The 13,013-nt window shown below is 67.7% G+C and carries 11 protein-coding genes; 8 read left to right on the top strand and 3 right to left on the bottom strand.

Features of this window, described 5'->3' with window-relative positions; all coding sequences use genetic code 11:
• Nucleotides 1-77 precede the first annotated feature (77 nt).
• The 4 genes from BMY35_RS04725 to BMY35_RS37570 all read left to right on the top strand — a co-directional run bounded on the left by BMY35_RS04725 (nucleotide 78) and on the right by BMY35_RS37570 (nucleotide 3,718).
• A complete protein-coding gene (locus BMY35_RS04725; protein WP_093195848.1) occupies nucleotides 78-2,426 on the top strand; it encodes an NADP-dependent malic enzyme in 2,349 nt (782 codons plus the stop codon).
• 181 nt (nucleotides 2,427-2,607) lie between these two features.
• A complete protein-coding gene (locus BMY35_RS04720; RefSeq protein ID WP_093195847.1) occupies nucleotides 2,608-3,021 on the top strand; it encodes a guanyl-specific ribonuclease in 414 nt (137 codons plus the stop codon).
• 50 nt (nucleotides 3,022-3,071) lie between these two features.
• On the top strand, nucleotides 3,072-3,497 hold the full coding sequence (locus tag BMY35_RS04715; RefSeq protein ID WP_086011111.1) for a barstar family protein: 426 nt from the start codon (nucleotides 3,072-3,074) through the stop codon (nucleotides 3,495-3,497).
• A complete protein-coding gene (locus tag BMY35_RS37570) occupies nucleotides 3,476-3,718 on the top strand; it encodes a hypothetical protein (protein WP_143080648.1) in 243 nt (80 codons plus the stop codon). The genes BMY35_RS04715 and BMY35_RS37570 overlap by 22 nt, the downstream gene beginning before the upstream one ends.
• Nucleotides 3,719-3,796: 78 nt before the next feature.
• Here BMY35_RS37570 and rsmA read toward each other — a convergent pair whose 3' ends face one another.
• The 3 genes from rsmA to BMY35_RS04700 form a co-directional block, all read right to left on the bottom strand.
• Nucleotides 3,797-4,564 carry a 16S rRNA (adenine(1518)-N(6)/adenine(1519)-N(6))-dimethyltransferase RsmA gene (rsmA, locus tag BMY35_RS04710; RefSeq protein ID WP_093195846.1) on the bottom strand — a complete coding sequence of 256 codons (768 nt, stop codon included), beginning with the start codon at nucleotides 4,562-4,564 and terminating at the stop codon, nucleotides 3,797-3,799.
• A gap of 141 nt (nucleotides 4,565-4,705) precedes the next feature.
• The gene (locus BMY35_RS04705) at nucleotides 4,706-6,115 is read right to left on the bottom strand and encodes a peptidylprolyl isomerase (protein ID WP_093195845.1); all 1,410 of its coding nucleotides are present in this window, start codon (nucleotides 6,113-6,115) and stop codon (nucleotides 4,706-4,708) included.
• A gap of 21 nt (nucleotides 6,116-6,136) precedes the next feature.
• Entirely contained in the window at nucleotides 6,137-8,722 is a 2,586-nt protein-coding gene (locus BMY35_RS04700) for an LPS-assembly protein LptD (protein ID WP_093195844.1), read from the bottom strand.
• Between the two features lie 234 nt (nucleotides 8,723-8,956).
• Here BMY35_RS04700 and BMY35_RS04695 point away from each other — a divergent pair, with 234 nt between their 5' ends.
• From BMY35_RS04695 to BMY35_RS04680, 4 genes are all read left to right on the top strand, one after another.
• Complete coding sequence (locus BMY35_RS04695; protein ID WP_093195843.1) at nucleotides 8,957-10,141, top strand: aminoglycoside phosphotransferase family protein; 1,185 nt, start codon at nucleotides 8,957-8,959, stop codon at nucleotides 10,139-10,141.
• A gap of 69 nt (nucleotides 10,142-10,210) precedes the next feature.
• Nucleotides 10,211-10,933 carry a 16S rRNA (uracil(1498)-N(3))-methyltransferase gene (locus BMY35_RS04690; RefSeq protein ID WP_093195842.1) on the top strand — a complete coding sequence of 241 codons (723 nt, stop codon included), beginning with the start codon at nucleotides 10,211-10,213 and terminating at the stop codon, nucleotides 10,931-10,933.
• A gap of 116 nt (nucleotides 10,934-11,049) precedes the next feature.
• Entirely contained in the window at nucleotides 11,050-12,408 is a 1,359-nt protein-coding gene (locus tag BMY35_RS04685) for a M20/M25/M40 family metallo-hydrolase (protein WP_093195841.1), read from the top strand.
• Nucleotides 12,409-12,508: 100 nt separating this feature from the next.
• On the top strand, nucleotides 12,509-12,970 hold the full coding sequence (locus BMY35_RS04680) for a YidB family protein (RefSeq protein WP_206169463.1): 462 nt from the start codon (nucleotides 12,509-12,511) through the stop codon (nucleotides 12,968-12,970).
• Nucleotides 12,971-13,013: the final 43 nt, after the last annotated feature.

Raw genomic sequence — 13,013 nt, 5'->3', positions numbered from 1 at the left:
GCCATGCGGCGTATGGCGTCATGCGCGAGGTCTACAATCGGCGCCCCCAGAAGAAGCGCCACCAGGAGCTACGGCACATGTCAGATTCGACCCCCTCGACCTCATCGACTCCCACGCCCGAAGACAAACGCGCAGAACTGCGCCGTGCCGCCCTCGAGTACCACGAGTTTCCCGTTCCCGGCAAGATCGCCATCGCGGCGACCAAGCAGATGGTCAACCAGCGCGACCTGTCGCTGGCCTACTCGCCCGGCGTGGCCGCTCCCTGCGAGGAGATCGTCAAGGACCCCGCCAACGCCTTCAAGTACACCTCCCGCGGCAACCTCGTGGCCGTCATCAGCAACGGCACCGCCGTGCTGGGCCTGGGCGACATCGGCCCGCTGGCCTCCAAGCCGGTGATGGAAGGCAAGGGCGTCCTCTTCAAGAAGTTCGCCGGCGTCGACGTGTTCGACATCGAAATCGACGAGAAGGACCCGGCGAAGCTGGTGGACATCATCGCGTCGCTGGAGCCCACCTTCGGCGCCGTCAACCTGGAAGACATCAAGGCCCCCGACTGCTTCTACGTCGAGCGCGAGCTGCGCAAGCGCATGAAGATCCCGGTGTTCCATGACGACCAGCACGGCACGGCCATCACCGTGGCGGCCGCCATGGTCAACGGCCTGAAGGTCGCGGGCAAGAAGATCGAGGAAGTCAAGCTGGTCGCCTCGGGCGCCGGCGCCGCGGCGCTGGCCTGCCTGAACCTGCTGCTGAAGGTCGGCCTGAAGCGCGAGAACGTGTTCGTCACCGACCTGGCCGGGGTGGTCTACGAAGGCCGTACCGAGCTGATGGACGACGACAAGCGCCTGTTCATGCAGAAGACCGACGCCCGCACGCTCGCCGAGGTGATCGAGGGCGCCGACGTGTTCCTGGGCCTGTCGGCCGGCGGCGTGCTCAAGCCCGCCATGGTGGCGAAGATGGCCAAGCGTCCGGTGATCTTCGCGCTGGCCAACCCCAACCCCGAGATCGCTCCGGAAGACGCCCATGCGGTGCGCGACGACGTGATCATGGCCACCGGCCGCACCGACTACCCGAACCAGGTCAACAACGTCCTGTGCTTCCCGTACATCTTCCGCGGCGCCCTGGACTGCGGCGCGACGACGATCACCGACGAGATGGAGATCGCCGCGGTGCACGCCATCGCCGACCTGGCGCAGGCCGAGCAGAGCGAGCGCGTGGCCGCCGCCTACGTCGGTGAAAAGCTGTCCTTCGGCCCCGAATACCTGATTCCGAAGCCCTTCGATCCGCGCCTGATGATGAAGATCGCGCCGGCCGTGGCCAAGGCGGCGGAGGAAAGCGGCGTGGCGCAGCGCCCCATCAAGGACATGGACGCCTACCGCGACAAGCTGCAGAGCTTCGTCTACGCCTCGGGCACCACGATGAAGCCCATCTTCGAAGCCGCCAGGCGCGCGAGCAAGAAGCGCGTGGCCTATTCGGAGGGCGAGGAAGAGCGCGTGCTGCGCGCCGCCCAGATCGTGGTGGACGAAGGCGTCGCGCGCCCGACGCTGATCGGTCGGCCGGCCATCATCGCCCAGCGCATCGAAAAGTTCGGCCTGCGCCTGAAGGAAGAACTGGACTACGACGTGGTCAACGTCGAGCAGGACCACCGCTACCGCGAGTTCTGGCAGACCTACCACCGCATGACCGAGCGCAAGGGCGTGACCGTACAGGTCGCCAAGATCGAGATGCGCCGGCGCCTGACGCTGATCGGCTCGATGCTGCTGCACAAGGGCGAGGTCGACGGCCTGATCTGCGGCACCTGGGGCACCACGGCCAACCACCTGCACTACATCGACCAGGTGATCGGCAAGCGCCCCGGCGGCTGCGAAAGCACCCCGCAGGACGTGCCGGTGTACGCCTGCATGAACGGCCTGCTGCTGCCCGACCGCCAGGTCTTCCTGGTCGACACGCACGTCAACTACGACCCCTCGCCCGAGGAACTGGCCGAGATCACCACCATGGCGGCCGAGGAAATGATGCGCTTCGGCCTGAAGCCGAAGGCGGCACTGCTGTCGCACTCCAACTTCGGCACCAGCAACGGCCCCAGCGCCATCAAGATGCGCAAGACGCTCGACCTGCTGCGCGTGCAGGCGCCCTGGCTCGAGGTGGACGGCGAAATGCACGGCGACGTGGCGCTGGACAGCAAGCAGCGCGCCGTCGTCATGCCGCACAGCGCACTGGCGGGCGACGCCAATCTGCTGGTTTTCCCGAACATCGACGCGGCCAACATTTCCTACAACCTGCTCAAGACGGCGGCGGGCGGCAACATCGCCATCGGCCCGGTTCTGCTCGGTGCGGCCAAACCTGTGCACATTCTCACGGCGAGCGCGACTGTTCGGCGCATCGTGAACATGACAGCCTTGACAGTCGCCGACGCAAACGCGGAGAGATAGGCCATTTGGCGAGAGTGGCCGCCAACTTAAAAAGCCATTCGATACCCTCGCGACTGCTCAAACTTTGGGCAGTCGCTTGCTATTTTCGCCAGCGTGGTGCACACTCGCGGGCTTGAATTTGCGGGTTAACCCCGACGTTGATCGCCAATTCGAACCCCCCGCTCTTTTCTTGTGGTGCCCCATGGCGGCTTACGCCTCGATCACGTCCTCTGTCACAAAGTTTGCGCTCACCAGTCTGATGCTGGTCGCGTTGACGACGGGGGCCGAGGCCCGCGGATGGTTCGGCACCGGGAAAACGTCCGCCGAGGAAACGATCGCGCTGGCAGAGTTGCCGGCGCAGGGCCAGCAGACCTACCGCGCCATCCTCGATGGCGGCCCCTTCAGGTACGACAAGGACGGCACGGTGTTCGGCAATCGCGAGCGTCTTCTGCCGCCGGCACGCCGCGGCCACTACCGTGAATACACGGTGACGACGCCCGGTTCGCGCAACCGTGGTGCAAGGCGGATCGTCTGCGGCGGCGAGCAGCGCACCGCGCCCGAGGCCTGCTGGTACACCGCAGACCACTACGCGAGCTTCAGACGGATTGCGCCATGAGCGATGAAAACGACCTGAGCGGCGCCTCGAAGCGCCCCGAAGAAATGATGATGACTATGGAAAGACCAGCGGAGATGACCTTATCCCTTCGTGCCGTACGCCCGAACATCGTGCAATCGATCCGCGCGTTCCGCGTGAACGACCTGCAGGACGCAGCCAACGCGGCCGGCCAGCACTTCCTGTACGCCAACCTGGGCAACGCCCAGACCAAGCAGGACGTGCTCGACCTGATCGCGCAGCAGTTCACGTTCCCGGCCCACTTCGGGAAGAACTTCGACGCGCTGTACGACTGCATGACCGACCCGTTGCATAAATCGGGCCCGCAGCCGGGATTCGTCATTGTGCTGGAGCAGATCCCCGCCAACGCCAAGTTCGACAAGGAAGCCCGCGAGCAGCTGCTCGACATCTTCCGCGATGCCTCGGACTACTGGGGCGACCGCAAGGTCCCGTTCCGGTGCTTCTATTCTTTTCTGTAGCCCGTTCTGCATCCACCAGCCAAGCAGAACGGGCGAACGAGGCTCAGCCGAACGCTGAAACCCTCGATGGCATCGAAGTGAACACCGCGGCGGCAGCTGCTGCTGCCGCCACCGAACCGGCCGGCGAAAAGATGCCGACCGACAAACTGGTCGACGTTTCGCCCCTGGCGCTGCGCATGAGCAGCCCCTTCAACGCAGGTTACTGGCTCGCCGCGGCCTGACCGACCTGCGCAAGGCAGCGGCAACCCCGCCCTGCCAGTCCCGCTGAAAGAAAAAAGCCCGTCACAGACGGGCTTTTTTCATGGGGCCACGGCCTGCGCCAGGGCCACGTATTCGGCCACCGGCACTTCCTCGGCCCGCCGCTGGGTGTCGAAGTCGCCGGCAAAGCCCTTCTCCTGCAGCCACTTGCCCAGCGTGTGGCGCAGCAGCTTGCGGCGCTGGCTGAAAGCCACCTGCACGATCTCGCCCAGCAGCTGTGCGTCGACAGCGGGCGGCACCGCCAGCGGCACCATCCGCACCACGGCGCTGTCCACGCGCGGCGGCGGATCGAAGCTCTCCGGCGGCACGAACAGCACGTTCTCCATCTCGTAGCGCCACTGCAGCATCACGCTCAGGCGGCTGTAGTCCGAAGTGGCGGGCTTCGCCACCATGCGGTCGATCACTTCCTTCTGCAGCATGAAGTGCTGGTCGGCGACCAGGCCGGCGCAGCCCAGTAGATGGAACAGGATGGGCGTGGAGATGTTGTAGGGCAGGTTGCCCACCACGCGCAGCGGCTTGCCCGGGAACCTCGCGGCCAGTTCGGCGAAATCGACCTTGAGCACGTCGGACTCGACCACGTCGAGCTGCGGATGCTCGCGCAGGCGCTTGGCCAGGTCGCGGTCGAGCTCGATCACGGTGAGGCGGCCCAGCCGCTCCACCAGCGGCTGCGTCAGCGCCGCGAGCCCCGGGCCGATCTCGACCATCGCATCGCCGGGCTGCGGCGCGATCTCGCGCACGATCGCATCGATGATCCCGCCGTCGGACAGGAAATGCTGCCCGAACCGCTTCCTGGCGATGTGCTGCGCCATGTCGTCAAGCCACCGTCGATGTGAAGAAAGGGATGCTGTGCCAGGAACACCGCGGAACCGGCTTTGCCGGGCCGCTGGTGTTGCCCCCTGCAAGGGGGTTGGCGAAGCGACACGAAGTGCGCGCAGCCTGGGGGTGTGCCATCAGGACTGCGGGGGCTCGCGGTACTCGACGTAGGCGCGCGCGCGCACTTCCTGCACCCAGGTGGTGAAGGCCTCTTCCACGCGCTGTTCGCGCAGCGCGGCGCGCGCGGCTTCGCGCTGTTCCGACTGGCTGAGCTTGGAGTCGCGACGGCCCACCACCTGGATCAGGTGCACACCGAAGCGCGACACCACGGGGTCGCTGATCTGGCCCGGGGAGAGCCGGTCCATGGCTTCCTCGAATTCGGGCACGAACTGGCCCGGGCGCGACCAGCCGAGGTCGCCGCCGTCCTTGGCGCTGCCGTCCTGCGAGTTGTCGCGGGCGAGGCCGGCGAAGTCGGCCGAGCCGGCCTGGATGCGGCGCTTGAATTCGGCCAGCTGCGCAACCGCCTGCGCCGTGGTGCGCTTGGGATCGTTGAGCAGCAGGATGTGGCGCACCTGCGTCTGGGTCACGGTGACGTCGCCCGAGCCGATCTGGGCCTTGGCCAGCACCTTGAGCACGTGGAAACCCGCGCTGGAGCGCACCGGGCCGGCGATACCGTTCACGGCGGTCGACTGCGTGGCCTCGACGAACAGCGACGGATAGCGGTCGGCGCTGCGCATGCCGATGGCGCCGCCGTTGGCGCGGTCGGGCGAATCGGAGTTCTCGCGCACCAGCTTGGCGAAGTCTTCGCCGGCACGGGCACGCTGGGCGACGTCCTGTGCCTTCTTCTGCGCGGTGGCCACCTGCGCATCGGTGGCGTTCTCGGGAACGGCCACCAGCACCTGCGCGAGGTTCAGGTTCTCGAGCGCGGCGTTCTTGACGGAGGTGTTGCGCTGGTCGCGCAGGTATTCGTCGGCCTCGGCGTCGCTGACCTTGACCTTCGCCTCGACCTCGCGGTCGCGCAGGCGCGTGAGCAGCAGCTGGTCGCGCAGGTCGTTGCGGAAATCCTGCTGCGCGATGCCTTCGGCAGCCACGCGGCGGCGCAGCTCGACCAGGCTGATCTCGTTCTGGCGCGCCACGGTCTGCTCGGCCTGGTCGATGGCCACTTCGTCGACCTTGATGCCGTTTTCCTTCGCGAGCTGGAGCTGCGCGCGCTCGGTGATCAGCCGCTCGAGCACGAGGCGCGTGAGCTCGCCGCGGGGAACGCGCTCGGCGTCGGGGTTCTCCTTGATCAGCCGCGACACGCGCGTCTGCACGTCGGTGTTGGTGATCGGCTCCGAATTGACCAGCGCGACGATGAACTCGGCCGAGCGCTGCACGGGCGGCGCCGCGGGAGCGGCGGCGGAGGGGCGCGCAGCCGGCGGCCCCAGGCGCGGCCCGGCGCGCATGATGTCGGTGATGCCGGTACCGGGACGATAGCCCTGCGCCCCCGCCGTGGCGGCGATTGCCGCGAGACAGCCCAGGGTGATGATGGAACGGATGTGTTTCATTGCGTCGCTCAGTCAGTCGTCTCAGTCGTAATTGGTGAAGCGGCTCGGCGCTTCGCCCGGTTGGCGCAGGGGTTCGTAGCGCTGGATGTTCTGCCGCAGGGTCTGCATGGGGCTCGAGCCGATGCTGGAGAAGCCGACGAATTCGAGCTGGAACATGATGCGGGTGTTCGCCGTCACCAGGCCCGTGGTGGTGCGCTGCAGCACCACGCGACCGATCCAGCAGCAGCCGTCGTACTCGAAGCCGAGCACGCCGTCGGTGAGCTTCTTGTCCTGCAGGCTGTAGTTGAGCCGACCGACCGCGTACCAGCGCCCGCCGCCCTGGCCCTTGCCGGGGCCGAGGTTCTTGCCCTTGTCGCCCCACAGGTCGTTGATCGGCCACTGCCAGCCCACGTCGATCGACTTGTTGCCGTCGGTCGCCGTCGGGGTGGTGGGCGCCTGGTAGCGGAAGGCGGCGCTCAGGTTGTGGTACGGCTCGGGGTTGTAGCGCGCGCTGATGGCCGAACGCTCCGACTTGCGGGTGTCGGGGTTGTACTGGACGAGGGTGTCCAGGCTCCACTTGGGCGTCCAGTTGATCGTGGCGCCCAGCAGCAGGTCGCTCGCGCGGTCGGTCACCGGCGTGCCGCCCGGCAGGGTGACCTTCTGGTCGCTGAAGCGGAACCGCTGCGCGATGCCGAAGCGCGCGGCCTCGGCGCCGGTATCGGGATCGATCAGGCGGGAGGTCACGCCCAGCGTGAGCGCGTTGGTGTCCGAGATGCGGTCGCCGCCCGAGAACGCGTTCTCGGTGTAGATGGTCGCGAAGCTGAAGTCGTTGGCCGCCGAGTCGTAGTTCGGCAGCATGCTCTGGTTGCGGTACGGCGTGTAGACGTAGTACGCGCGCGGCTCCAGCGTCTGGCGGAAGGCGCGCCCGAAGTAGCTGGCGTCCCGCTCGAAGGTCAGGCCGCTGTCGAGGCTGAACGTCGGCACCACCCGGTTGCTGGAAGTCGGGAAGAAATACAGCGAGCTCGGGTTGTAGACCTGACCGTTGACGTACTGGACGCCGTTGATCGTGAGCTTCGGGATGTCCGCCTGCGGCAGGTAGTAGTTGTACGAAGCCCCGTTCAGGATCAGCTTGGGAATGACGTACGTGCTCGGCGTGATGAACGGCCGGCTGATCGTGGCGACGGCCATGGCGCGGTCGCCGTCGGGCTGCGACTGCTGGGTGACGTCATAGCCGAGCTGGCCCACCGCGAGCCTGTTCACGCGGAAGCGCGTGTAGTCCAGGTTCAGCGCGACGTCGAAGCCGTGCCAGTCGTACTTGTTGTAGTTGGCCGTGATCTGCGGCATCCGGTCGTACGCGGGCACGATCGGCGACAGGTTGTACTGCAGGTTCTGGTACTTCAGCGCCCGGACCATGCCGCTCCAGTCGCCCTTGCTCCAGTTGAGCGACGCGTCGTTGGGCAGCTGGCGCTGCGCGAGCGAGGGCGTGCGGGTGAAGTCGCGCCAGTAGTCGTTGTCGCTCACCCGGTTGATGTTGATGTTGGCCGACAGCGAATCGAGGCCCAGCGCCTTGGCGTCGAAGTCCTGGTGGTGGTTGAGCCACAGGCCCCAGCGACGCGTGTTCTTGGGTGCGGGAGTCAGGCTGCTGGCGGTGATCTGCCCGTTCATCAGCTGCTGGAGCTGGCTGGCGCGCAGTTCGTTGTAGCGGTCGCCCACGAGGCGGTCGCTGCCCATCAGGTCGAAGCGGATCGTTCCCTTGTATTCCTTCTCGAGGTAGCGGAACTCGTTGCTGAAATTGATGCCGCGCTTGCTCATGATCGTCGGCGTGAACGTCGCGTCGCGGTTCGGCGCGATGTTCCAGTAGTACGGCTGCGCGATCTCGATGCCGTTGGTGTTGTCGATGCCGATGGTCGGCGGCAGCAGGCCGCTCTTGCGATCGTTCGACAGCGGGAAGCTCACGCTCGGAATGGGCGGCGTGGTGATGCCCATGAAGCTCAGGCGCGCGTTCTTGGCCACGCCCTCGTTTTCCTCGGTGTCGGTGGTGATCGAGGTCGCGGTCAGCAGCCAGGCCGGCATCCAGCCGGGGAAGTCCTCGCGGCGGCAGGTGGTGTAGGTGGCTTCGCGGGCGATCGACACGTTGGCGTCGACGAAGTCGATGCGCTTGGCCTCGCCGTGCGCCTCGTTCGCGAGGAACTTGTAGCGCACGTTGTTGAAGAAGCCCTCGAAGGTCTCGAGCTTGAGCTGCAGCTCGGGGCCTTCATAGATGTTGCCGGCCTGATTGACCCGCACGTTGCCGGTAGCCTTGGCGCGGTCGTCGGGCTGGTAGTACTCGAGCCGGTCGGCGGTGATGGACACCGCGCCGCGCCGCAGCGTGGCATTGCCCTCGACCACGGTCTCGAGGTCGGGCCGGCCGGAGATGCGGTCGCCGGTGACCAGGCTGGGCATCTGGCTGCGATCGGCGGGCGTCAGGGTCTCGGTCAGCAGCGGCGTGCGCTTGAGCGTGAGCGGCCCCTCGAGGTTGCCGGCCGGCTGCGCGGACGCGCCATGCGCGTGCATCAGCGCCAGCGACAGGACTGCCAGCGGCAGCGGCGGCGGGCCGGAGCGCCGCAGGACGACACGACGTCGGCTCATCAGGCCTCCCGCCCGACGGTTCCGAGGGATGCCGGCGACTCTCCCGCGGAGAGCAGCGAGCGCACAAGGTGCCAAGCGTGGGGGCTTTGGGTCGTAGGCATCGGTTCGGAACGAAAGGTCGTCGGGGACGGCGCGGCAGGCCGGCGGGTTGCAGGGGCCGGCGGCGATCCGCATCGGCCGGAGGCCGGCCAAGGGGGATTGCCGCGCCAGGCGGATTTGTAGAATCGATTATCCATGACAGCACCCCCGCCCCCGGCCGCATTGGCCCCAAGCCTCGCCGAACCCATTTCCTGGACCGATCCGCAGCGAGCCGAAGTGTTCAGGGCCTGGCTGGCAGCCATCGCGCCCGCCCACCGGTTGCTGCCCGAGACCGTGCGGCTCGCCTCTGTCGACGCGAGCTTCCGCCGCTACTTCCGCCTCGACACCACCGACCCGGCCGCGCCCACGCGCATCGTGATGGACGCCCCGCCCGAGAAGGAAAACAGCGCCCCCTTCGTCCAGGTGGCGCAGCTGATGGCCACCGCCGGCGTGCTCGCCCCCACGGTGCTCGAATGGGACAAGCCCAACGGTTTCCTCCTGCTCGACGACCTGGGCCGCCAGACCATGCTGGACGTGATCGACCCGGCCAGCCCCCGCGCCGCCCGTCCGCTCTACGACCGGGCCATCGACGCGCTGATCCGCTGGCAGCTGTCCTCCAGGCCCGGCGTGCTGCCGCCCTACGACCGGGCGCTGCTCGAACGCGAGCTGTCGCTCTTCCCCGAGTGGTACATCGGCCGCCACCGCGGCATCGCCGTCGAGGGCAAGCTGAAGGAGCGGCTCGACCGCAGCTTCAATCTGATCGTCGAGAGCAACCTCGCGTCGCCCTGCGTCTACGTGCACCGCGACTTCATGCCGCGCAACCTCATGGTCGGAGCAAGTGAGGCCCCCACGCTCGGCACTGGCGTGTCCTCGCTGCCCCCCGAGGGGGCGCTCGCCGCCTTGGGGCGGCCCGGCGGCGGCTCGAGCGCGGCCCTGGGCGTGCTCGACTTCCAGGACGCGGTCTACGGCCCCATCACCTACGACATCGCCAGCCTGATGCGCGACGCCTTCCTGAGCTGGGACGAGGAGTTCGTGCTCGACATCACCGTGCGCTACTGGCAGGCGGCGCGCAAGGCCGGCCTGCCGGTCGACGAGGACTTCGGCGCCTTCTACCGCGCGGTCGAATGGATGGGCCTGCAGCGCCACCTGAAGGTGGCCGGCATCTTCGCGCGCCTCACGCTGCGCGACGGCAAGCCCAAGTACCTGGCCGACACGCCGCGCTTCATTGCCTACATCCGCGCCACCGCCAGCCGCTACACCGAGCTGACGCCGCTCTCGCGCGTGATCGACGAAGTCGAGGGCAACTCGGCCATCACCGGCTTCGCCTACGGCCGTGTCTGAAGGAAAACTGAAAAAGCACCACCCTGTGACGCCCGCGCAACGGTCGTTCGCAGCTATCGATTTCGTAGCATGCCGCGCTTTCACTGCTCCGTGCCCCTGAGCGCCGGCGCCAGCCTCGCGCTGCCGGCCGGCGCCGCCCGCCATGTGCAGGTGCTGCGGATGCAGCCCGGCGACGCGCTCACGCTGTTCGACGGCGCGGGCGGCGAGTACGCGGCCACGGTCGAGCGCATGGGCCGCAGCGACGTCTCGGTGACGGTCGACGCGCACCTCGCCGTGGAGCGCGAGGCGCCGCGCGCCGTGCATCTCGCGGTCGGCATGCCCGCGAACGAGCGCATGGACTGGCTGGTCGAGAAAGCCACCGAGCTCGGCGTGGCGAGCATCCAGCCGCTGGCCACGGCCCACGGCGTGCTGCGCCTGGCAGGCGAGCGCGCCGAGAAGAAGCGGGCGCACTGGGAAGCCATCGCGGTCGCGGCCTGCGAGCAGTGCGGGCGCAACCGCGTGCCGGCGATCCGTCCGGTGCAATCCTTTTCCGCCTGGCTCGAGACACAGGGCGGCCCCGAAGCTCCTGCCGCGCGCCTCATCCTGAGCCTCGCCGAGGGCACGCGAAGCCTCGCCGGCATCGGCGTGGACGGGCAGGGCGTGACCGTGCTGAGCGGCCCCGAGGGCGGCCTGAGCGCCGCCGAGGAGCAGCAGGCCATCGCCCGGGGCTTCGCCCCCGTCACCCTGGGCTCGCGCGTGCTGCGCGCCGAAACGGCGGCGCTGGCCGCGCTGGTGTCCCTGGCCGGCCTCTAGGCTCCGGACGGAAAGACCCGGAACGCCGTTCCGGTGAGTGTTTTCCGCGACGCGCGCGCGGAAAGCCTGGGAAACAATCGTTACTTCTTTAAGACAAAAGAAGGACTTTTGAGCCCATGTCCAAGCCGACCGGCCCGCTGCGCCTTGCTCCCCTTGTTCTTGCGGCGCTGCTGTGCGCCACGCAGGGCGCGCTCGCCCAGAGTCCGGCCGTCGCTCCGACGCCCGCGCAGGTCAGTCCGGAAGTCGACAGGGCCTACACCCAGCTGATGGCCTCGCCCGCCATCCAGAAGCTGCTGGATGCGGTCAAGGCCGACCATGAACGCTCGGTGGAAGACCTGAAGGCGCTCACCGAGATCGAGGCACCGCCTTTCAAGGAGCAGAAGCGCGCCGAGGCCTTTCTCGCGCGCATGAAGGCCTTCGGCCTGACCAGCGCGAAGATCGACGCCGAAGGCAACGTGGTCGGCGTGCGCAAGGGCACGGGCAACGGCCCGAAGCTGCTGATCTCGGCCCACCTCGACACCGTGTTCCCCGCCGGCACCGACGTGAAGGTGAAGGAGCGCGACGGCCGCCTCCACGCGCCGGGCATCGCGGACGACACGCGCGGACTGACCGTGCTGCTGTCGTGGCTCAAGGTGCTGAACGACAACAAGGTGCAGACGGTGGGCGACCTGATGTTCGTCGCCAACGTCGGCGAGGAGGAGCTCGGCAACCTGCGCGGCATGAAGGCGATCTTCCGCGACCACCTCGACATCGACGGCATGGTGGGGCTCGAGCCTTCGGCACCGGGCTCGGTGCTGGTGCTGGGCACCGCAAGCCATCGCTACGAGGTCACGTTCCAGGGGCCGGGCGGGCACAGCTTCGGCGCCTTCGGGCTGGTGCCCAGCGCGATCCACGGCATGGGCCGCGCGATCGCGAAGATCGCCGACATCCGCACGCCGAGCTTCCCGAAGACCACCTTCACGGTCGGCACCGTGGGCGGCGGCACCTCCGTGAACACCATCGCGCCCGATGCGCGCATGGCCATCGACATCCGCTCGGACGACATGGGCTCGCTGCTCGAGACCGAGAAGAAGATCCTGGCCGCCATCGACGAAGCCGTGGCCGAGGAGAACAAACGCTGGAACGTGAGCACGCTGGGCGTGAGCATCAGGCTCATCGGCGAGCGCCCCGGCGGCCGCACGCCGCCGGACTCGGCGATCGTCGAGGCCGCGGTCCGCTCGAACGCGGCCTTCGGCCACAAGACGCTGCTGCGCGGCGGCAGCACCGACGCCAACGTGCCGATCTCGCTGGGAGTGCCGGCCATCATCGTGGGCGGGGGCGGCAAGGCCTCTGGATTCCACTCGCTGAACGAGTCCATTGACATGACAGATGCATGGAAAGGCGCGCAGAATTCGCTGGTCACCGTGCTCGGCCTGGTGGGCGTGCAGGGGGTCAGTCCCGCGTTGCTCACCAAGCGGACGGCGCGTACCAAGTAATTTGTCACGTTGCCAGTTCGAAAGTGGCGTGCCACTTTCGACTTACGGTCCGCGGCATTTAACAATGCTGACGGTTCTGTCACACACCAAGGAAACAGCCATGGGATTGCTCGATTCGGTACTCGGTCAAGTGCTCGGAGGAGCTGCGCAACAGCAGCAACCGCAAGGTGGAGGCCTCGGCGGATTGGGCGATCTGGGAGGCCTGGCCGGCGCGCTGGGCGGCCTGCTCGCCAACAACGGCAGCGTGGGCGGCCTCGGCGGCCTGGTCTCGAAGTTCGAGCAGGCCGGCATGGGCGACGTCATCGGCTCGTGGATCGGCAAGGGAGAAAACCAGCCCGTCTCGGGCGACCAGCTGCAGAACGCACTGGGCAGCGACACCATCGCGTCCATCGCGTCCAAGCTCGGCATCAACGCGCAGACGCTGCTGCCGATGCTGGCCACCATGCTGCCGGCGCTCATCGACCAGCTCACGCCGCACGGCAAGATTCCCGACCAGGGCCTCGGCAACCACGACGACCTGCTGGGCTCGCTCAGCGGTCTGCTGCAAGGCAAGCAGTCCTGAACCGGACTGCCTTCTCCAGAGTTCAGGCGCCCGCGAGGGCGCT

Origin of the sequence: Variovorax sp. YR750, from assembly GCF_900109805.1 — a bacterium.
Taxonomy (GTDB): domain Bacteria; phylum Pseudomonadota; class Gammaproteobacteria; order Burkholderiales; family Burkholderiaceae_C; genus Variovorax; species Variovorax gossypii.
This window is presented reverse-complemented; position numbering and strand designations above follow the sequence as displayed.